Source organism: Micromonospora sp. RV43 (assembly GCF_001029515.1).
GTDB lineage: Bacteria > Actinomycetota > Actinomycetes > Mycobacteriales > Micromonosporaceae > Micromonospora > Micromonospora aurantiaca.
Genome location: NZ_LEKG01000057.1, coordinates 19,124 through 38,417, shown reverse-complemented (window position 1 = coordinate 38,417; position 19,294 = coordinate 19,124). Strand labels below are relative to the sequence as shown.

The window sequence follows — 19,294 nt, the reverse complement described above, 5'->3', positions numbered from 1 at the left end:
GCCCGCGCCGCCGCAGGCCGCGACTCCCGCCCCCGCCCCGGCCGGGCCGGTCGGCCCGGTGCTGGAGCTGCCCGGGGACGCCGCGCTGGTGCCGGTGAACCGTGACGGCCGCCCGGTCGGCGTCTTCGTCGCGGCCGGCGGCCGGGTCCGCTACCGGCGCGTGGTCGAACCCGACCAGTTGGTCGCCGCCGCCACCGGCGCGTTCGCGGTGGCCGCGCTCACCGCCGCCGTGGCGGTGTGGTCGCGGCGCCGCCCGCCGTCGGTCGGCACCGTCACCATGGGTCCGGGCGGATGGGTCAGCCTGCGCGGCGTGCCGGCGCCGCGGCTGCGCCCGGACCACAGGCCCTGGTGGGCGCGCCTGCTGCGGGCCCGCCGCCTGGTCGTCGACCGCTGAGCACCCCAGGGGTACGGCCGCCGGTACGTCACCGGCGGCCGTACCGCCGTTCCCCCGCGCGCCCGCGAGGAGGGCCGTTGGTCCCGGGTCACCGCGGTCCTGCGCCCCTGCCCGGATGCTCCCGGGTGGACGACGCTGAGGGGGAGAACGAGAGAGGGAGGCCCCCGATGCGCGCCAGTGTCGTCACCGCGTTCGACCGTCCGATGGAGATCACCGAGCGTCCCGTGCCGGAGGTCGGGCCGGGCGAGATCCTGGTCCGCATCGAAGCCAGCGGACTCTGCCACACCGACATCCACGCCGCCCGCGGCGAGTGGCCGGTGAAGCCCACCCCGCCGTTCGTCCCCGGACACGAGGGCGTCGGCCTGGTCGAGAAGGTCGGCCCCGGCGTCACCGAGCACGCCGTCGGCGACCGCGTCGCGCTGCCCTGGCTCGGCTGGGCCTGCGGCACCTGCGCGTACTGCGTGACCGGCTGGGAGACGCTGTGCGAGTCGCAGCGCAACACCGGCTACAGCATCGACGGCGCGCACGCCGAGTACGCGGTCGCCGCCGCCCGGTACGCGGTGCGCGTGCCCGACGGCGTGGACCCGTTCGAGGCCGCGCCGCTGACCTGCGCGGGCGTCACCACGTACAAGGCCGTCAAGGTCGCCGGGGTGCGGCCGGGCGAGCGGGTCGCGATCTTCGGCATCGGCGGCCTGGGTCACCTCGCCCAGCAGTACGCCCAGATCTTCGGCGCCGAGACGATCGCGGTGGACGTGACCGCCGAGAAGCTGGAGCTGGCCACCTCGCTCGGCGCCGCGCACACGGTCGACGCCGCCACCACCGACCCGGTCGAGCGGATCACCGCGCTGGGCGGCGTGGACGTGGCGATCGTGCTGGCCGCGAGCCCTCGCGTGATCGAGCAGGCGCACCGCTCGCTGCGCCGCGGCGGCCGGCTGGTGCTGGTGTCGCTGCCCGCCGACAACGCGATCACCCTGCCCGTCTTCGAGACGGTGCTCAAGGGCATCACGGTGCTCGGCTCGATCGTCGGCACCCGCGCCGACCTGGCCGAGGTCTTCGCGCTGCACGCCGCCGGCCGTACCCGGGTCGTCTACGAGACCCGCAAGCTGGACGACATCAACGAGGCGGTGGACGACGTCCTCGCCGGCCGGGTCGCCGCCCGGCTCGTGCTCCAGCCCTGACCCCCGCCCCCGGTCCCCGCACCCGGCGGGGACCGGGCCACCGCCGACGCCCGGAGAGGGACCGACATGACCGCCACCGAACCCCTGGCCCCCTGGCGCGGATTCCACGCCGGAGCGTGGCAGGAGACAGTCGACGTGGCCGACTTCGTCCGCCACAACCACGAGCCGTACACCGGGGACGCGTCGTTCCTCACCGGGCCGACGCCGCGCACGCTCGCGGTGTGGGACCGGCTGCGGGAGATGTTCGGCGAGGAGCGGCGGCGCGGCGTGTACGACGTCGACGCGGCCACCCCGTCGACCATCACCTCGCACGCACCGGGCTACATCGACCGGGAGCGGGAGCTGATCGTCGGGTTGCAGACCGACGCGCCGCTGCGGCGGGCGATCATGCCGGCCGGCGGGCTGCGGATGGTGGAGACGGCGCTGCGGGCGTACGGACGCGAACCGGACCCGCGGGTGCACGAGATCTTCACCCGGTACCGCCGCACGCACAACGACGCGGTCTTCGACGCGTACCCGGCGGACGTGCTGGCCGCGCGGCGCTCGCACGTGATCACCGGGCTGCCCGACGCGTACGGGCGCGGGCGGATCATCGGCGACTACCGCCGGGTGGCGCTGTACGGCGTGGACCGGCTGGTCGAGGAGCGCCGTGCGCTCAAGGCGGCGCTGGACGACCGGCGCAGCACCGACGACGTGATCCGCGACCGGGAGGAACTGGCCGAGCAGATCCGCGCGCTCGGTGAGCTGAAGGAGATGGCCGCCTCGTACGGCTTCGACATCTCCCGCCCGGCCGCCACCGGCGCGCAGGCGATCCAGTGGCTGTACTTCGCCTACCTGGCCGCCACGAAGGAGCAGAACGGGGCCGCGATGTCGCTCGGCCGCACCGCCGGGTTCGTCGACGCGTACCTGCGGCGGGACATCGCCGAGGGGCGGCTGGACGAGAGCGGCGCGCAGGAGCTGATCGACGACTTCGTGATCAAGCTGCGGATCATCCGCTTCCTGCGCACCCCCGAGTACGACCAGCTGTTCTCCGGCGACCCGACCTGGGTCACCGAGTCGCTCGGCGGGATGGGCGCGGACGGCCGGCCGCTGGTCACCCGCACCGCGTTCCGCTACCTGCAGACGCTCTACAACCTCGGCCCGGCGCCCGAGCCGAACCTGACTGTGCTCTGGTCGCCGCGGCTGCCCGAGGGCTTCAAGCGGTTCTGCGCCCAGGTGTCGCTGGACACCAGCGCCATCCAGTACGAGAACGACGAGCTGATCCGCCCGGCGTACGACGACGACACCGCGATCGCCTGCTGCGTGTCGGCCATGCGGGTCGGCCGGGACATGCAGTTCTTCGGCGCCCGGGCGAACCTGGCGAAGGCGCTGCTGTACGCGATCAACGGCGGCCGGGACGAGCTGACCGGCACGCAGGTGGCCCCGCCGGCCGCGCCGGTGGGCGGCGAGACGCTCGACTACGACGAGGTGCTGGCCGCGTACGACCGGGCACTGGACTGGCTGGCGCAGACGTACGTGGACGCGCTGAACGTGATCCACCACCAGCACGACAGGTACGCGTACGAGCGGCTGGAGATGGCGCTGCACGACCACCCGGTGCGCCGGTTCATGGCCACCGGCATCGCCGGCCTGTCGGTCGCCGTGGACAGCCTGTCGGCCGTCCGGTACGGCCGGGTGAAGGTGCTGCGCGACGCCACCGGCCTGGCCGTCGACTTCGCCGTCGAGGGCGAGTTCCCGACGTACGGCAACGACGACGACCGGGCCGACGAGATCGCGGTGTGGCTGGTCGAGACGTTCGCGGAGAAGCTGCGCCGGCAGCGCACGTACCGCGACGCGGAGCTGACCATGTCGGTGCTCACCATCACCTCGAACGTGGTGTACGGCAAGCACACCGGCAACACGCCGGACGGCCGGCGCGCCGGTGAGCCGTTCGCGCCGGGGGCGAACCCGATGAACGGGCGGGACACGCACGGCCTGGTCGCGTCGGCGCTGTCGGTGGCGAAGCTGCCGTACGACGCGGCCCGCGACGGCATCTCGCTGACCGGCACCGTGACGCCGGACGGCCTGGGTCACACCCGCGACGACCGGATCGCGAACCTGGCCGGTGTGCTCGACGGCTACGCCGACGCCGGCGGGTTCCACCTCAACGTCAACGTGCTGGACCGGGCCACGCTGCTGGACGCGATGGCGCACCCGGAGCGGTACCCGCAGCTCACCGTCCGGGTGTCCGGGTACGCGGTGAACTTCGTCCGGCTCACGCCGGAGCAGCAGCGCGACGTGGTGTCGCGGACCTTCCACGGGTCGCTGTGAACGGCCGCCTGCCCGCGCCGCCGCAGGTCACTGCGGCGGTGCCGGGTGCCGTCACCGGCGCGGTGCACTCGTGGGACACCTCGGTCGGGGTGGACGGGCCGGGCACCCGGTTCGTGGTCTTCCTGGCCGGCTGCCCGCTGCGCTGCCGCTACTGCCACAGCCCGGACACCTGGTACGGCCGCAGCGGCCGCCGCCGCACCGTGGACGAGATGGTCACGCTCGCCACCCGGTACCGCCGGTTCATCCAGGTGGCGGGCGGCGGCGTCACTGTCAGCGGCGGGGAGCCGCTGCTGCAACCGGCGTTCACCCGGGAACTGCTACGCCGCTGCCACGACGACCTCGGCCTGCACACCGCGCTGGACACGTCCGGCTTCCTCGGCGTCCGCGCCGACGACGCGCTGCTGGACGCCACCGACCTGGTGCTGCTCGACGTGAAGGCGGGCAACCCGCAGACGTACCGCCGGGTCACCGGCACCGGCCGGCTCGCGCCGACGCTGCGGTTCGCGCAACGGCTCGCCGACCGGGGTACGCCCATCTGGATCCGGTACGTGCTGGTGCCCGGGCTGACCGACGCGGTCGACGAGGTGGAGCGGGTGGCCGACGTGGCCGCCGGGCTGGCGACGGTGCAGCGCGTCGAGGTGCTGCCGTTCCACCGGCTCGGCGCCCACAAGTACGCCGAGCTGGGCCTGACGTTCCCGCTGGCGGACACCGAGCCGCCGGATGCCGGCCTGCTGACCCGGGTACGCGGCCAGTTCGCCGCCCGCGGTCTCACCGTCACCTGACGGCGCGCCGGTTCAGCTGGCCGCCGCCGTCGGGTAGCCGTACAGGTCGAGCAGCCGGACCCGGGACGCCTGGAGGCGGTCCACCACCACGCTCATGAACCGGGTGGTGAGCTGACGGCCGAGCGTGTCGTCGGACTCCATCAGCCGGCGTACCCCGTCGGCGTCGAGTTCGACGGCGGTGCTGCGCTGGGTGGCGACCGCGCCGAACTGCCAGCGGTACGGCGGGAACAGCCAGGACCAGCCGAGCACGCCGCCCGGCCCGATCGTCTCGATGCCCACGTCACCGCGGCCCGGCACCGGGAAGTCCAGCGCCACCTGGCCGCCGCGGACCAGCCAGAACCGGTCGGCCGGCTGGCCGGCGCGGAACAGCCGGTGCCCGGGGTGCCAGACCACCGGGCGGGCGTAACCGGTGAGCCGGGGCAGCCACTCGTCGGGCAGCCCGGCCAGGAAGGGGTGGACGCGGAGCATCTCCAGCGGGGTCATCGCGCCTCCAGGGTCGACAGGAGGGGAGCACTGGTCCCATTCCACCCCGCCGCCGCCCCGGCCGGTAGGGGCCGATGGTCCCGGACGTGCCGGGCGGATCGACTCTGCCCAGGTGGGGGCCGTCGGCGCAGGCTGAGGGGGAACCGAAGGAGGACGTGATGACCGACAGAACCGGTGCCCCCGTCGTGGTGGGCGTGGACGGCTCCCCGTCCGCGCTGGACGCGGTACGGCTGGCCGCACGCGAGGCGGTGCTGCGGCACCGGCCGCTGCGGGTGGTGAACGCCTTCCTGTGGCCCCTGGTCGGCACGCCACTGGGCATGGTCGCCCCGGTGCTGCCCGACATCGTGCTGCGCCAGGAGGCCGAGAAGCTGGTCGAGGAGGCGGTGGACGAGGCCCGCAAGGTCGACGCGGAGCTGGCGGTGACCGGCGCGGTCGTCGACGGCGGGCCGGTGGCGGTGCTGCTGCGGGAGAGCCGCGACGCCGCGCTGCTCGTGCTGGGTCACCGGGGACTGGGCGGCTTCGCCGAACTCCTCGTCGGCTCCGCCGCGGTGCAGCTCTCCGCCCGCGCGGACTGCCCGGTGCTCGTGGCCCGGGGTGAGGCCCGCGCCGACGGCCCGGTGGTGGTCGGCGTGGACGGCTCCGCGCTGTCGAACGAGGCGGTCGGGTTCGCGTTCGCCGAGGCCGCGGCGCGCGGCGCCGAGCTGGTCGTGGTGCACACCTGGCTGTACCCGCAGCCGGTGACCTACCGGGAGGCGTTCGGCGACGTCGTGCCGCTGGCGTACGACCCGCAGGAGCTGCGCGCCGACGAGCAGCGGGTGCTGGCCGAGGCGATCGCCGGCTGGGCCGAGCGGTACCCGGAGGTCACGGTACGGCCGAAGCTGGTCGCCGCCGCCACCCCGTCCCGGGTGCTCGTCGAGGAGTCCGTCGGCGCGCAGCTGACGGTGGTCGGCGCGCACGGGCGCGGTAGCCTCGGTGCGCTGCTGCTCGGCTCGGTCAGCCACGCCGTGCTGCACCACTGCCACAGCCCGCTCGCCGTCGTCCGGCACCGGGGCGACCGGACCCACTGAGCCGGTTCCCCGGCCCGGGCGGGGCCGGCAGCGCCACAATGGCCTGAGCCGACCGGAGGGAAAGCACCAGATGAACCGACCCGTCGTGGCGGGAGTGGACGGATCGCCGTCCAGCCTGGCCGCCGCCGACCTGGCCGCCGCGACCGCCGTCGCCCGTTCCCGGCCGCTGCTGCTCGTGCACGGCTACCTGCACCCGATGGGGTACGGCGTGCCGCTCAACCCGTACGACCTGGGGGTGCCGGCGCCCACCGCGGAGTCGGAGAAGATGCTGGAGTCGGTCGCCGCCGACCTGGCCGAGCGGCACCCGGGCCTGCGGGTGCAGGTGCGCCAGGTCGCCGGCGGCCCGGGCGCCACGATGGTCGAGGAGTCCCGCCGCGCCGAACTGGTCGTGGTGGGCAGCCGGGGCGTGGGCGGCTTCGCCGGCCTGCTGCTCGGCTCGGTCAGCGGGCAGCTCGCGCAGCACGGGCACTGCCCGGTGCTGATCGTCCGCCCGGAGGAGCAGCCGATCCCGGTGGACGGTCCGGTGCTGGTCGGCGTGGACGGCTCCGACTCGGCCGCGTACGCGATCGAGCTGGCGGCGGACGAGGCCGACCGGCGCGACGCGGAGCTGGTGCTGATGCACGTCCGGTCGCCCGAACGCGGCGCAGTCGCGCCGGAGGTCGCGGCGGAGGCGTCCACCGCGGCGCGGGCCGAGGCGGCCGGGCTGCTGGCCGAGGCCGCGGCCCGGGTCCGGGCGGCGCACCCGGACCTGCGCGTGGCGGAACGGGCCGTGACCGCCGCCTCGCCGGAGACCGCGCTCCGGGAGGCCAGCGGTGAGGCGTCGCTCGTGGTGGTCGGTTCCCGGGGCCGGGGCGGCTTCGCCGGGCTGCTGCTCGGCTCGGTCAGCCAGGCGCTGGTGCAGCACTCCCACTGCCCGGTGCTCGTCGCCCACCGGCCGGAGCCGGCCGACGACTGACGCGCCGCGCGTCTGGCCGGCCCGGTCCGGACCGGTCCGCTCCGGTCCGCTCCGGTCCGCCCGGCCAGAGAGATGGCCTGCAAGCGTTATGACTGAGAGGCATATTTATGCCTCTCAGTCATAATGAGCTCTCCGGCGTGGTTCTCCGGCGACGGCCACTGCCGGCAGCTGTCGTCCGCGCCGACCTCCAGGCGTCAGGACGGGTCGCGGCCGGCGAGCAGGGCGGCGAAGTCGGTGGTGAGCGCGAACGGGTCGGCCGGGCCGGTCGCGGGCGGGCGGCGGTCCACCTGCTCGGCCAGCTCGGCTCCGGCCCGGCGGATCCGGGACCGCAGCGCGCTGTCGCCGTCGTCGCCGGCCCAGTCCTCCGGTGCGGCGAAGACCGCTGTGGGCAGTGTCGCCGCCCGCAGGTACGTGAACATCGGCCGGACCGCGTGCTCCAGCGCCAGCGAGTGCCGGGCGGTGCCGCCGGTCGCCCCGAGCAGCACCGGCTTGCCGGCGAGCGCGTCCCGGTCGACCACGTCGAAGAACGACTTGAACAGCCCGTTGTACGACGCGTTGAAGATCGGCGTCACCGCGATCAGCCCGTCTGCGGCCGCCACCTCGTCGAGCGTCCGCCGCAGCGCGGCCGGGGCGAAGCCGGTGAGCAGGTGGTTCACCACGTCGTGGGCGTGCTCGCGCAGCTCGACCACGCGCAGTTCCACAGTGGCGCCGCAGCCGGCCAGCTCGTCGCGGGCGGCCGCGGCGAGCTGGTCGGCGAGCAGGCGGGTCGACGACGGCTGGCCGAGACCGGCCGAGACGACCGCGAGGGTACGGCTGGTCATCGCTGCTCCCCGGCCGGGGCGGCGTCACGGGCGGCCAGCAGACTCGCGTGGGTGGGCGCCTCGGGCACGTGCGCGGGACGCAGCGAGTCGAACTCCTTGCGCAGCACCGGCACCACCTCCTCGCCCAGCAGGTCGAGCTGCTCCAGCACCGTCTTCAGCGGCAGCCCGGCGTGGTCGATCAGGAACAGCTGCCGCTGGTAGTCGCCGACGTACTCGCGGAAGCCCAGCGTGCGGTCGATGACCTGCTGCGGGCTGCCCACGGTCAGCGGCGTCTCGCGGGTGAACTCCTCCAGCGACGGCCCGTGCCCGTAGACCGGGGCGTTGTCGAAGTAGGGGCGGAACTCGCGTACCGCGTCCTGGGAGTTGCGGCGCATGAACACCTGCCCGCCGAGGCCGACGACGGCCTGGTCCGGCGAGCCGTGGCCGTAGTGCGCGTACCGCTCCCGGTAGAGGCCGACCATCCGCTGGGTGTGCTCCTTGGGCCAGAAGATGTGGTTGGCGAAGAAGCCGTCGCCGTAGTACGCGGCCTGCTCGGCGATCTCCGGGCTGCGGATGGAGCCGTGCCAGACGAACGGCGGTACGCCGTCGAGCGGGCGCGGGGTCGAGGTGAACGACTGCAGCGGCGTACGGAACCGGCCCTTCCAGTCGACCACGTCCTCGCGCCACAGCCGGTGCAGCAGGTCGTAGTTCTCGATGGCCAGCGGGATGCCGTTGCGGATGTCCTGCCCGAACCACGGGTAGACCGGGCCGGTGTTGCCGCGGCCCATCATCAGGTCCACCCGGCCGTCGGCCAGGTGCTGGAGCATCGCGTAGTCCTCGGCGATCTTCACCGGGTCGTTCGTGGTGATCAGCGTGGTCGAGGTGGACAGCAGCAGCCGTTCGGTGCGCGCGGCGATCCAGCCGAGCATGGTGGTGGGCGACGACGGCACGAACGGCGGGTTGTGGTGCTCGCCGGTGGCGAAGACGTCGAGGCCGACCTCTTCGGCCTTGAGCGCGATGGCGGTCATGGCCTTGATCCGCTCACGCTCGGACGGCATCCGCCCGTTCGTGGGGTCGACGGTGACGTCACCGACGGTGAAGACTCCGAACTGCATGACCAGCTCCTCGCGTGGGGTCCGGACCGGTCGGCCCGGGATCGCTCCTCACAACATATTTGACGAGTCAACTATTCCGGTGGCTGCCCACCCCCGCGTGGCCCGGATCACGCGCCGCCCACCGACTACCCTTGCCGCGATGACGTACCCCTGGCTCGACGCACCCGCCGCGCAGGTCGCCGACACCGCGCGGACGCTGCTCGGCTGGACCGTGTCGTCCGGCGGCGTCACCGTCCGGCTCACCGAGGTCGAGGCGTACGCGGGCACCGGCGAGGACCCGGCGTCGCACGCCCACCGCGGGCCGACGCCGCGCAACAGGGTCATGTTCGGGCCCGCAGGGCACGTCTACGTGTACTTCGTGTTCGGCATGCACTGGTGCGCGAACATCGTCTGCGGTCGCGACGGCGAGGCGGCGGCGGTGCTGTTGCGCGCGGGCGAGGTGGTCGACGGCATCGAGACCGCTCGCGAGCGCCGGCCGCGCGCCGCCGACCGGGAGCTGGCCCGCGGGCCGGCCCGGCTGGTCACCGCGCTCGGGCTCGGGCGGGAGGCGAACGGCACCTCGGCGATCGACGGCAACGGCCCGCTGCTGCTGACGCCACCGGCGAGCCCCGTCGACCCGGCGCGGATCGTCGCCGGGCCGCGCGTCGGGGTCGCCGCCGCGCACGACCTGCCGTGGCGGTTCTGGCTGGCGGACGAGCCCAGCGTCAGCGTCTACCGGCGGCACACGCCGCGCCGCCGGCCCGCCCCGGCCGCCCCGGTGCGGAACTCACCGGCCTGAATCGGCCGTTCCGGGCAACCCGGAACACCCCGCGGCGCGTCTGTCGTGCATGACGCGCCGTCTTCTCACCACGCCCCGGAGGCACGGCGTTGTGCACGAATGACTTTCAACAGGGTGTTGACAACAGGTCATTCTTGGGTGTGGGATGGACGGCATGGTCACCGTGGACAACGACCCGTTCACCGCTCCGGATGCTGCCCAGGCCCGGGCGCACCGCAACTACGCGGCGCTGCTGCGGATCGCCGAGCGGCACGCCGGCACCAACTCCCGCCGCCGGCGCTACGCCCACCCCGACGTGCCCGACGCCTACGAGGCGGCCACGCTGGTGATGGCGCTGGCCGGGGGCGCCGAGCTGGACGAGGGTGAGGAGCCCGTCGACCAGGCCGACCTGATGGCCGCGCTGACGCTGATCCCGCACGTGCGGGCCGAGGTGGACGCGCTGGAGGCCGGCCTGTTGCAGGTGGCCCGCGGGCGGGGCATGACCTGGCAGGCGATCGCCTTCGGGCTGGGGCTGGGCAGCGCCCAGGCGGCCCGGCAGCGCTACGAGCGGCTCACCGTCCGCACCGGCACCGGCGACTGACCGGCCGCCCGGCGGCGCGGGCTGTCACAGCGGCGGGCGAGACTGTGCCGGACGACGGCACGGGAGGACGCGATGACGCGCGAGGAGATGCTGGCCTACTGCCTGGCCAAGCCGGGAGCCTGGCTCGACCGGCCGTGGGAGGGCGACGAGGTGGTGAAGGTGGGCAGCCGCATCTTCGCGTTCCTCGGCTCCCCCGACGGTGAGGCCCGTCTCGGGGTGAAGTGCGGGGCGTCCCGGGAGGTGGCCGACGAGTGGCTGCACCGGTTCCCGGCCGACGCACGCCCCTCCCCCTACATCGGCCGGTCGGGCTGGAACACGCTGCGGCTCTCCGGCGGCATCCCGGACGACGAGCTGATCGAGGCGGCCGACGGTTCGTACGACGCGGTGGTGGCCAAGCTCCCGAAACGCGAGCGGCCGGCCGGTTGACCGTTCCGATTCGGGGCAGGCGGACGCCTGCCCCGAATCAGCCGCAGGTCAGCGGGGTACGACCCGCTCGGCGGCCCACTCCCGCCAGCCGGTCAGCTTGTCCGCCGCGGCGGCGAGCTGGTCGGCGACCGGGCCGGGGCCGGTGGAGCCGGGCGTGATGCGGGCGGCGAGCGCCGAGCGCACCGAGAGCACGTCGCGCACGGAGGGGTCCAGGTGCTCGCTCACCGCGGCCAGGTCGGCGTCGGACACCTCGTCCAGCGCGCAGTCGCGGGCCGCGCACAGCGCCACCAGCTTGCCGGTGATCTCGTGCGCGTCGCGGAACGGCACGTTGCGCCGCACCAGCCAGTCGGCGACCTCGGTGGCCAGCGAGAAGCCCGACGGCGCGCTCGCGACCAGCCGGTCCACCCGGACCGTCATCGTGGAGATCATCCCGGCCAGCGCGGGCAGCAGCAGCTCCAGCGTGTCGACCGCGTCGAACGCCGGCTCCTTGTCCTCCTGCATGTCCCGGTCGTACGTCATGGGCAGGCCCTTGAGCATGGTGAGCACGCTCATCAGGCCGCCGACCAGGCGGCCGGACTTGCCCCGGGCCAGCTCGGCGATGTCCGCGTTCTTCTTCTGCGGCATGATCGACGAGCCGGTGGCGAAGGCGTCGTCCAGCTCGACCCAGCCGAACTCCTGCGAGGTCCAGAGCACCACCTCCTCGCCGAGGCGGGACAGGTGCACGCCGATCATCGCGGTGACGAACAGGAACTCGGCCACGAAGTCGCGGTCGGCGACCGCGTCCATCGAGTTGGCGAACGAGGTGCGGAAACCCAGCTCCTTGGCGACCGCCACCGGGTCCAGCGGCAGTCCCGAGCCGGCCAGCGCGCCCGCGCCGAGCGGGCTGATAGCGGTCCGCTCGTCCCAGTCGCGCATCCGTTCCAGGTCGCGCAGCAGCGGCTGCACGTGGGCCAGCAGCCAGTGCCCGAACGTCACCGGCTGGGCGTGCTGCAGGTGCGTCATGCCCGGCGCGGCGGTGTCCACGTGCCGTTCCGCCTGCTCGACGAGGGCCTCGGCCAGCTCGACCAGCCGGGCCGCCACGCCGCGGGCGTGGTCGCGCAGGTAGAGCCGCAGGTCGGTGGCGACCTGGTCGTTGCGGGACCGGCCGGCGCGCAGCTTGCCGCCGAGGCTGCCGAGCCGTTCCAGCAGGCCACGTTCCAGCGCGGTGTGCACGTCCTCGTCGTCGACGGTCGGGCGGAACGCGCCGGAGGCGCACGCCGCCTCCAGGTCGTCCAGCGCCGCCAGCATCCGGCCCAGTTCGTCCGGGTCGAGCAGGCCGGCGCCGGCGAGGACCCGGGCGTGCGCGCGGGAACCGGCGATGTCGTACGGGGCGAGGCGCCAGTCGAACTGGACGCTCACCGACAGCCGCGCGAGCGCCTCGGCGGGACCGCCGGCGAACCGGCCGCCCCAGAGGCTCGTCCGGTTGGCGGGGGCGCTGTTCTCGGTCAGGCTCTTGTCGTCCACCCCACCCATTGTGGTGCCCCCCATCAGGCCCCTCCCATCCGGGCGTCCCGTTGCGCGGCCATCGTGCTGGGCAGTCCCCACAGTCGTACGAATCCCTTCGCCAGCGACTGGTCGAACGTGTCGCCGGTGTCGTAGGTGGCGAGGCCGAAGTCGTAGAGGCTCGCCTCGGAGCGCCGGCCGGTCACCACCGCCCGGCCGCCGTGCAGCCGCAGCCGTACCTCGCCGCTGACGTGCCGCTGCGCGTCGTGGATGAACGCGTCCAGCGACCGCTTCAGCGGCGAGAACCAGAGCCCGTCGTAGACCAGCTCACCCCAGCGCTGGTCGACGCCGCGCTTGAACCGGGCCAGGTCCCGCTCGACTGTGACCGCCTCCAGCTCCTGGTGGGCGGTGATCAGGGCGAGCGCGCCGGGTGCCTCGTACACCTCGCGGCTCTTGATGCCGACCAGCCGGTCCTCGACCATGTCGAGCCGGCCCACGCCGTGCGCCCCGGCCCGCCGGTTCAGCTCCCGGATCGCCTGGTACGGGGTGACCGTCTCGCCGTCGATCGCGACCGGGACGCCGTCGTCGAACGTGATCACCACGTCGTCCGGGTCGCGTTCCGACGCCGGGTCCTCGGTGTACGCGTAGAGGTCCTCGACCGGGGCGTTCCAGATGTCCTCCAGGGAGCCGGTCTCCACGGCCCGGCCCCACAGGTTCTGGTCGATCGAGTACGGCGACTTCGCCGACACGTCGATCGGCAGCCCCTTCTCCTCGGCGTACGCGATCGCCTTGTCCCGGGTCCAGGCGAAGTCCCGGGCCGGCGCGACGACCTTCAGGTCGGGCGCGAGGGCGGCCAGGCCGACCTCGAACCGGACCTGGTCGTTGCCCTTGCCGGTGCAGCCGTGCGACACGATCGTGCCGCCGTGGGCGCGCGCCGCCGCGACCAGGTGCTTGACGATCAGCGGCCGGGACAGCGCGGACACCAGCGGGTAGCGGTCCATGTAGAGGGCGTTGGCCCGGATCGCCGGCAGGCAGTAGTCGGCGGCGAACTCGTCGCGGGCGTCGACCACCTCGGACTCGACGGCGCCGCAGTCGAGCGCGCGCTGCCGGATCACTGTCATGTCCTCGCCGCCCTGGCCGACGTCGACAGCGACCGCGATCACCTCCGCGCCGGTCCGCTCGGCCAGGTACGGGATGGCGACCGAGGTGTCCAGGCCCCCGGAGTACGCGAGGACGACCCGCTCGGTCACGAGGTGCCCCCTTCGACTGCGTCGTCGCGGCGGGCCCACGCGGCGAGCCGCTCACCCAGCGCGGCGCCGCCGTCGGCCTCGCGGGCCACGACGAGGATGGTGTCGTCGCCGGCGATGGTGCCGACGATCTCGGACAGGCCGGCCCGGTCCAGTGCGCTGGCGAGGTACTGCGCCGCGCCCGGCGGGGTGCGCAGCACCGCGATGTTGCCGCTGGAGTCGACGCCGTTGAGCAGCTCCCGCAGCAGCCGGATCAGCCGGGCCGGTGCGCCCTCGGCGTCGCGCAGCGGCCGGTGCCCGTCCTCCGGGATCAGGTAGACGCCCCGCCCGTCGCCGCCGCGCGCGGTCACCGCTCCCAGTTCCTTCAGGTCGCGCGACAGGGTGGCCTGGGTGACCTGGATGCCGTCGCCGGCGAGCAGGTCGGCCAGCTCGGTCTGCGAGTGGATGGGGGTGTCGCGGATCAGCTCGACGATGCGGGCGTGCCGCGCGGCGCGGGTCAGCGGAGCGGTCATGCGGATTCCTCCAGGAGAAACGTCAGCAGCGCCTTCTGGGCGTGCAGCCGATTCTCCGCCTGGTCGAACACCGCGCTGTGCGGGCCGTCGAGCGCCTCGTCGGTGATCTCCTCGCCCCGGTGGGCGGGCAGGCAGTGCAACACGATCACGTCGGCGTCGGCGTGGCCGAGCAGCGCGGCGTTGACCTGGTACGGCAGGAACGGCGTGGTCCGGTCCAGTCCGTCCTCCTCCTGCCCCATCGACGTCCAGGTGTCGGTGGCGACGACGTGCGCGCCGCGTACCGCCTCGGCCGGGTCGGTGAGCACCTGGACCGAACCGCCGGTGGTGGCGGCGATCTTCTCGGCGCGGGCCACGATCTCCGGGTCGGGCTGGAACCCGGCCGGGCCGGCGATCCGCACGTGCATCCCGGCGGTCGCGCCGGCCAGCAGGTACGAGTGCGCCATGTTGTTCGCCGCGTCGCCCACGTACGTGAGGATCCGCCCGGCGGTGCCGTCGAGCCGTTCCCGCACGGTGAGCAGGTCGGCCAGCAGCTGGCAGGGGTGGTACGTGTCGGTCAGCGCGTTGACCACCGGCACCGTCGCGTGCGCGGCGACCTCGGCGATCCGGTCGTCGCCGTGGGTGCGCAGCACGATCGCGGCGACGTAGCGGGACAGCACCCGGCCCGCGTCGGCGAGCGTCTCGCCCCGGCCGAAGTGCGTGACCTGGGTGTCCACCACGAGCGGGTGCCCGCCCAGCTCGGCGATGCCCACGTCGAAGGAGATCCGGGTGCGCAGGCTCTGCTTGTCGAACAGCACCGCCACCGACTTCGGCCCGGTCAGGGGCTGGTGCGCGTACCGGTCGGCCTTCATGCGGGCGGCGAGGTCGAGCACGGCGGCCTGCTCGGCGGGCGTGAGGTCGTCGTCGCGCAGGAAGTGGCGGATCATGCGGGAGCCTCCGTCGGGGTCGTGGCGTCGGGCGCGGCGGCGGACAGCGCGGCCGGCAGCGCGGCGAGGAACGCGTCGGCCTGGGCCGCGGTGAGGATCAGCGGCGGGGCGAGCCGGACCACGTCCGGCTGCACCGGGTTGACCAGGAAGCCCGCCTCGCGCAGCGCTGCCGCGGCGGCGGCGGAGACCGGCTGGTCGAGCACGATGCCGAGCAGCAGGCCGGAGCCGCGTACCTCACGGACCAGCGGGTGCCCGAGCGCCTCGACGCCCCGGCGCAGCCGCTCGCCGATCCGCTTGACGTGGTCGAGCAGGCCCTCGTGCGCGATCGTGGAGACGACAGCGAGCGCGGCGGCGCAGCTGATCGGGTTGCCGCCGAACGTGGTGCCGTGCGAGCCGGGGGTGAGCAGGTCGGCGGCCCGGCCGAAGGCCAGGCAGGCGCCCAGCGGCAGCCCGCCGCCGAGGCCCTTGGCGAGCGTGACGACGTCCGGCTCGACGCCCTCGGCCTGGTGGGCGAACCAGTGGCCGGTCCGGCCGACGCCGGTCTGCACCTCGTCGAGCACCAGCAGCGCGCCGTGCGCGGCGGTGATCCGCCGGGCCGCGGCGAGGTAGCCGGGCGGCGGGACGACCACGCCGTTCTCGCCCTGGATCGGCTCGATGATCAGCATGGCGGTGTCGTCGGTGACCGCCTCGGCCAGCGCGTCGGCGTCGCCGAACGGCACGTGGGTCACGTCGCCGGGCAGCGGGCGGAACGGGTCGGCCTTCGCGGGCTGCCCTGTGAGCGCCAGCGCGCCCATGGTCCGGCCGTGGAACCCGCCGTGGGTGGCGACCACGTGCCGGCGGCCGGTGAGCCGGGACAGCTTGAACGCGGCCTCGTTGGCCTCCGCGCCGGAGTTGGCGAAGAACACCCGGCCCGGGCGGCCGGCCAGCGCGAGCAGCAGCTCGGCCAGCGCCACCGGCGGCTCGGCGACGAACAGGTTCGACACGTGCCCGAGCGTCGCGACCTGCTTGCTGACGGCGGCGACCACCGCCGGGTGGGCGTGGCCGAGCGCGTTGACGGCGATGCCGCCGAGCAGGTCGACGTACTCCCGGCCGGTCTCGTCGACCACGACGGCGCCGGAGCCGGAGACGAGCGCCAGCGGCGGCGTGCCGTAGTTGTCCATCATGGTGGCGTTCCACCGCTGCACCAGCGTGCTCATGACTCGATCACCATCGTTCCGAAGCCCTCCGACGTGAACACTTCCAGCAGCGTGGAGTGGGCGACCCGGCCGTCGACGACGTGCGCGGCCGGTACTCCCCCGCGCACCGCCCGCAGGCATGCCTCCATCTTCGGGACCATGCCCGACTCCAGGGACGGCAGCAGCTTCGCCAGGTCGTCCGCGGTGATCTCGCTGATCAGGCTGGACGTGTCGGGCCAGTCGGCGTACAGGCCCGGCACGTCGGTCAGCACGACCAGCTTGCGGGCGTCCAGCGCCACCGCCAGCGCGGCGGCGGCGGTGTCCGCGTTGAGGTTGTGCAGCACCCCGTCGGCGTCCGGCGCGACTGTCGAGATGACCGGGATCCGGCCGGCCTCGATCAGGTCGGTGACCGCCGAGACGTTCACCGACTCCACGTCGCCGACCTGGCCCACGTCGACCGCTTCCCCGTCCACGTACGCGGGACGGCGCACCGCTGTGAACAGCCCCGCGTCCTCGCCGGAGAGGCCGACCGCGTACGGGCCGTGCGCGTTGATCAGCCCGACCAGTTCCCGGCCGACCTGACCGACCAGGACCATCCGGACCACGTCCATCGCCTCCGGGGTGGTGACCCGCAGGCCGCCCCGGAACTCGCTGGCGATGCCCAGGCGGCCGAGCATGGCGGAGATCTGCGGGCCGCCGCCGTGCACCACGACCGGCTTCAGGCCGGCGTAGCGCAGGAACACCATGTCGGCGGCGAACGCCCGCTGGAGTTCGGGGTCGACCATGGCGTTGCCGCCGTACTTGACCACGACCGTGGCGCCGGAGAAACGGGCCAGCCAGGGCAGCGCCTCGATCAGCGTGGCGGCCTTGGCCTGGGCCCGGGTGAGGTCAGCGGAGAGGTTCATGTGGAGTAGGCCGAGTTCTCGTGGACGTACGCGTGGGAAAGATCGTTGGTCCAGATGGTGGCGGTGTCGGCGCCGGCGTGCAGGTCGATCCGGACCGTGACGCCGCGGCCGGTGAGGTCCACCTTGGCGCGGTCCTCGGCGGCGGCGCCGCCCCGGCACACCCAGATGCCGTTGACCGCGACGTCCACGCCGTCCGGCTCGAACACGGCGGCCGTGGTGCCGACCGCGGCGAGGATCCGGCCCCAGTTCGGGTCGTTGCCGAACAGCGCGGTCTTCACCAGGTTGTTGCGGGCCACCGTGCGGCCCACCTCGACCGCGTCGTCCTCGCTCGCCGCGCCGACCACCTCGATCGCGACCTCCTTCGTCGCGCCCTCCGCGTCGGCCAGGAGCTGCTGGGCCAGGTCGTGGCAGGCGGCGGTGACCGCGGCCGTCAGCTCCTCGGCGGTCGGCTCGATGCCGGAGGCGCCGCTGGCCAGCAGCAGCACCGTGTCGTTGGTGGACATGCAGCCGTCGGAATCGATCCGGTCGAACGTGATCCGGGTGGCGGCGCGCAGCGCGGCGTCCAGGGCGTCCGGCCCGGCCACCGCGTCGGTGGTGAGCACGCAGAGCATGGTGGCCATGGCCGGGGCGAGCATGCCCGCGCCCTTCGCCATGCCGCCGACGGTCCAGCCCGTACCCTGCGCCACAGTCGTCTTGGGCCGGGTGTCGGTGGTCATGATCGCCTCGGCGGCCGCCGGGCCGCCGTCGCGGGACAGGCCGCGCACCGCCTCGCGTACGCCGGGAAGCAGTTTGTCCATCGGCAGCCGCTCGCCGATCAGGCCGGTCGAGCAGACCGCGACCTCGCCCGCGCCGACGATGAGCCGCGCGTTCGCCGCGGTGATCGCGGCGGCGGTGTGCTCGGCGGTGGCGTGGGTGTCCTGGAAGCCGGCCGGGCCGGTGCAGGCGTTCGCCCCGCCGGAGTTGAGCACCACGGCGCGCACGACGCCGCCGTGCACGACCTGCTGGCTCCACAGCACCGGCGCGGCCTTGACCCGGTTGGCGGTGAACACACCGGCCACGCCGGCGTCCGGGCCGTCGTTGATCACGAGGGCGACGTCGGCGGCGCCGGAGGACTTCAGTCCGGCCGCGACACCTGCGGCGCGGAACCCACGGGGGACGGTGACGCTCACGGGGCCACTCCAAACACGGACAGACCGGTGGTCTCGGGGAGACCCACCATCAGATTGGCGTTCTGCACGGCCTGGCCGGCCGCGCCCTTGCCCAGGTTGTCGATAGCGCTGACCACGATCACCCGGCCCGAGTCGACGTCCAGAGTCGCCTGGAGGTGGCAGGAGTTCGACCCGGCGGTGGCCGCGGTGTGCGGCCACGATCCCTCGGGCAGCACGTGCACGAACGGCGCGTCGGCGTAGGCGGCGGCCAGCACCGCGCGCGGGTCGGCGTCGCCGGTGGGCACCGCGGTGACGGTGGCCAGGATGCCCCGGGGCATCGGCGCGAGCACCGGGGTGAAGGACAGGCCGGTCGCGCCGGTGGCCTGCTTGATCTCCGGCACGTGCTGGTGCGCGCCCACCTTGTAGGGGGTCAGGTCGCCCATCACCTCGCTGCCGAGCAGGTGGGCCTTTGCGGCCCGGCCCGCGCCGGAGGTGCCGGAGGCGGCGACCACCACCACGTCGTCGGGGCGTACCGCGCCTGCGGCGATCAGTGGCGCCAGCGCCAGCGTGGTCGCCGCCGCGTAGCAGCCGGTGCTGGCGACCCGCGTCGCGGCGGCGATCTCGGCCCGCTGGCCGGGCAGCTCGGGCAGCCCGTAGGTCCAGGCGCCGGCGTGCTCGCCGCCGTAGTAGCGGGACCAGGCGGCGGCGTCACGCAGCCGGTGGTCAGCGCCGAGGTCGACCACCTTGACCGGGTCGGGCAGCGCCGCGGCGAGCGCCGCGGACTGCCCGTGCGGCAGGGCCAGGAAGACCAGGTCCGCGTCGGCGAGGGTCGCCGGTTCGGTCGCGGCGAACACCAGGTCGAGGCCCGCGAGGTGCGGGTGTACGGCGGTGACTGGCTGACCGGCCTGGCTGTGTGCGGTGGCGGCGATCAGCTCGAACTCGGGGTGACCGGCGAGCAGGCGCAGCAGTTCGCCCCCGGCGTATCCACTCGCCCCGGCCACGGCAACCCGAATGCCCATACCCACCTCCGCATG

20 protein-coding genes are annotated in these 19,294 nt (G+C 74.2%); 9 read left to right on the top strand and 11 right to left on the bottom strand.

The genetic code is table 11. From position 1 onward, the window contains the following. From ABD52_RS16195 to pflA, 4 genes are all read left to right on the top strand, one after another. The coding region (locus tag ABD52_RS16195; protein WP_047892365.1) for a hypothetical protein at positions 1–394 on the top strand (394 nt) is incomplete at its 5' end. 167 nt (positions 395–561) lie between these two features. Next, positions 562–1,572, top strand: coding sequence for an alcohol dehydrogenase AdhP (gene adhP / locus ABD52_RS16190; protein WP_047892363.1), 1,011 nt, complete (start codon positions 562–564; stop codon positions 1,570–1,572). Positions 1,573–1,638: 66 nt separating this feature from the next. Continuing rightward, positions 1,639–3,882, top strand: coding sequence for a formate C-acetyltransferase (gene pflB / locus ABD52_RS16185; protein WP_047892362.1), 2,244 nt, complete (start codon positions 1,639–1,641; stop codon positions 3,880–3,882). Continuing rightward, positions 3,879–4,664 (top strand): pyruvate formate-lyase-activating protein, encoded by a 786-nt coding sequence (gene pflA, locus ABD52_RS16180; protein WP_047892361.1) that lies wholly within the window; start codon positions 3,879–3,881, stop codon positions 4,662–4,664. Before pflB ends, pflA begins: the two co-directional genes overlap by 4 nt. Positions 4,665–4,676: 12 nt before the next feature. On the opposite strand, the gene ABD52_RS16175 is transcribed toward pflA, so the two are convergent. Then, entirely contained in the window at positions 4,677–5,147 is a 471-nt protein-coding gene (locus ABD52_RS16175; protein ID WP_013285560.1) for a cyclic nucleotide-binding domain-containing protein, read from the bottom strand. Between the two features lie 158 nt (positions 5,148–5,305). Between ABD52_RS16175 and ABD52_RS16170 the strand changes: the two genes are divergently transcribed. Next, positions 5,306–6,214, top strand: coding sequence for a universal stress protein (locus ABD52_RS16170; RefSeq protein ID WP_047892360.1), 909 nt, complete (start codon positions 5,306–5,308; stop codon positions 6,212–6,214). 70 nt (positions 6,215–6,284) lie between these two features. Further along, on the top strand, positions 6,285–7,169 hold the full coding sequence (locus tag ABD52_RS16165) for a universal stress protein (protein WP_013285558.1): 885 nt from the start codon (positions 6,285–6,287) through the stop codon (positions 7,167–7,169). 194 nt (positions 7,170–7,363) lie between these two features. On the opposite strand, the gene ABD52_RS16160 is transcribed toward ABD52_RS16165, so the two are convergent. Together ABD52_RS16160 and ABD52_RS16155 are read right to left on the bottom strand one after the other, a co-directional pair. Then, positions 7,364–7,990 carry a CE1759 family FMN reductase gene (locus ABD52_RS16160; protein ID WP_047892359.1) on the bottom strand — a complete coding sequence of 209 codons (627 nt, stop codon included), beginning with the start codon at positions 7,988–7,990 and terminating at the stop codon, positions 7,364–7,366. Further along, positions 7,987–9,084 (bottom strand): LLM class flavin-dependent oxidoreductase, encoded by a 1,098-nt coding sequence (locus tag ABD52_RS16155; RefSeq protein WP_013474920.1) that lies wholly within the window; start codon positions 9,082–9,084, stop codon positions 7,987–7,989. Before ABD52_RS16155 ends, ABD52_RS16160 begins: the two co-directional genes overlap by 4 nt. A 139-nt stretch (positions 9,085–9,223) precedes the next feature. Between ABD52_RS16155 and ABD52_RS16150 the strand changes: the two genes are divergently transcribed. The 3 genes from ABD52_RS16150 (at position 9,224) to ABD52_RS16140 (ending at position 10,868) form a co-directional block, all read left to right on the top strand. Beyond that, positions 9,224–9,862: a DNA-3-methyladenine glycosylase gene (locus tag ABD52_RS16150; protein WP_047892358.1), complete on the top strand. Its 639-nt coding sequence runs from the start codon at positions 9,224–9,226 to the stop codon at positions 9,860–9,862. Between the two features lie 145 nt (positions 9,863–10,007). Next, the gene (locus ABD52_RS16145; protein ID WP_030271080.1) at positions 10,008–10,442 is read left to right on the top strand and encodes a hypothetical protein; all 435 of its coding nucleotides are present in this window, start codon (positions 10,008–10,010) and stop codon (positions 10,440–10,442) included. A 72-nt stretch (positions 10,443–10,514) separates the two neighbouring features. Next, positions 10,515–10,868, top strand: coding sequence for an MmcQ/YjbR family DNA-binding protein (locus ABD52_RS16140; protein WP_047892357.1), 354 nt, complete (start codon positions 10,515–10,517; stop codon positions 10,866–10,868). A 48-nt stretch (positions 10,869–10,916) separates the two neighbouring features. Here ABD52_RS16140 and argH read toward each other — a convergent pair whose 3' ends face one another. Genes argH through argC form a run of 8 tightly spaced genes read right to left on the bottom strand, consistent with a single transcriptional unit; the run spans position 10,917 to position 19,279 of the window. After that, a complete protein-coding gene (gene argH, locus ABD52_RS16135; protein WP_030271078.1) occupies positions 10,917–12,380 on the bottom strand; it encodes an argininosuccinate lyase in 1,464 nt (487 codons plus the stop codon). A 14-nt stretch (positions 12,381–12,394) separates the two neighbouring features. Continuing rightward, complete coding sequence (locus ABD52_RS16130; RefSeq protein ID WP_047892356.1) at positions 12,395–13,600, bottom strand: argininosuccinate synthase; 1,206 nt, start codon at positions 13,598–13,600, stop codon at positions 12,395–12,397. Continuing rightward, positions 13,597–14,109, bottom strand: a complete 513-nt coding sequence (locus ABD52_RS16125) for an arginine repressor (RefSeq protein ID WP_047892355.1) — start codon at positions 14,107–14,109, stop codon at positions 13,597–13,599. Before ABD52_RS16125 ends, ABD52_RS16130 begins: the two co-directional genes overlap by 4 nt. Further along, on the bottom strand, positions 14,106–15,032 hold the full coding sequence (gene argF / locus ABD52_RS16120; protein WP_047892354.1) for an ornithine carbamoyltransferase: 927 nt from the start codon (positions 15,030–15,032) through the stop codon (positions 14,106–14,108). The genes ABD52_RS16125 and argF overlap by 4 nt, the downstream gene beginning before the upstream one ends. Further along, positions 15,029–16,228 (bottom strand): acetylornithine transaminase, encoded by a 1,200-nt coding sequence (locus ABD52_RS16115; protein ID WP_013285548.1) that lies wholly within the window; start codon positions 16,226–16,228, stop codon positions 15,029–15,031. Before ABD52_RS16115 ends, argF begins: the two co-directional genes overlap by 4 nt. After that, complete coding sequence (gene argB / locus ABD52_RS16110) at positions 16,225–17,112, bottom strand: acetylglutamate kinase (protein ID WP_013285547.1); 888 nt, start codon at positions 17,110–17,112, stop codon at positions 16,225–16,227. The genes ABD52_RS16115 and argB overlap by 4 nt, the downstream gene beginning before the upstream one ends. Beyond that, positions 17,109–18,281, bottom strand: coding sequence for a bifunctional glutamate N-acetyltransferase/amino-acid acetyltransferase ArgJ (gene argJ, locus ABD52_RS16105; protein WP_013285546.1), 1,173 nt, complete (start codon positions 18,279–18,281; stop codon positions 17,109–17,111). The genes argB and argJ overlap by 4 nt, the downstream gene beginning before the upstream one ends. After that, entirely contained in the window at positions 18,278–19,279 is a 1,002-nt protein-coding gene (gene argC, locus ABD52_RS16100) for an N-acetyl-gamma-glutamyl-phosphate reductase (protein ID WP_047892353.1), read from the bottom strand. The genes argJ and argC overlap by 4 nt, the downstream gene beginning before the upstream one ends. Positions 19,280–19,294 lie beyond the last annotated feature (15 nt).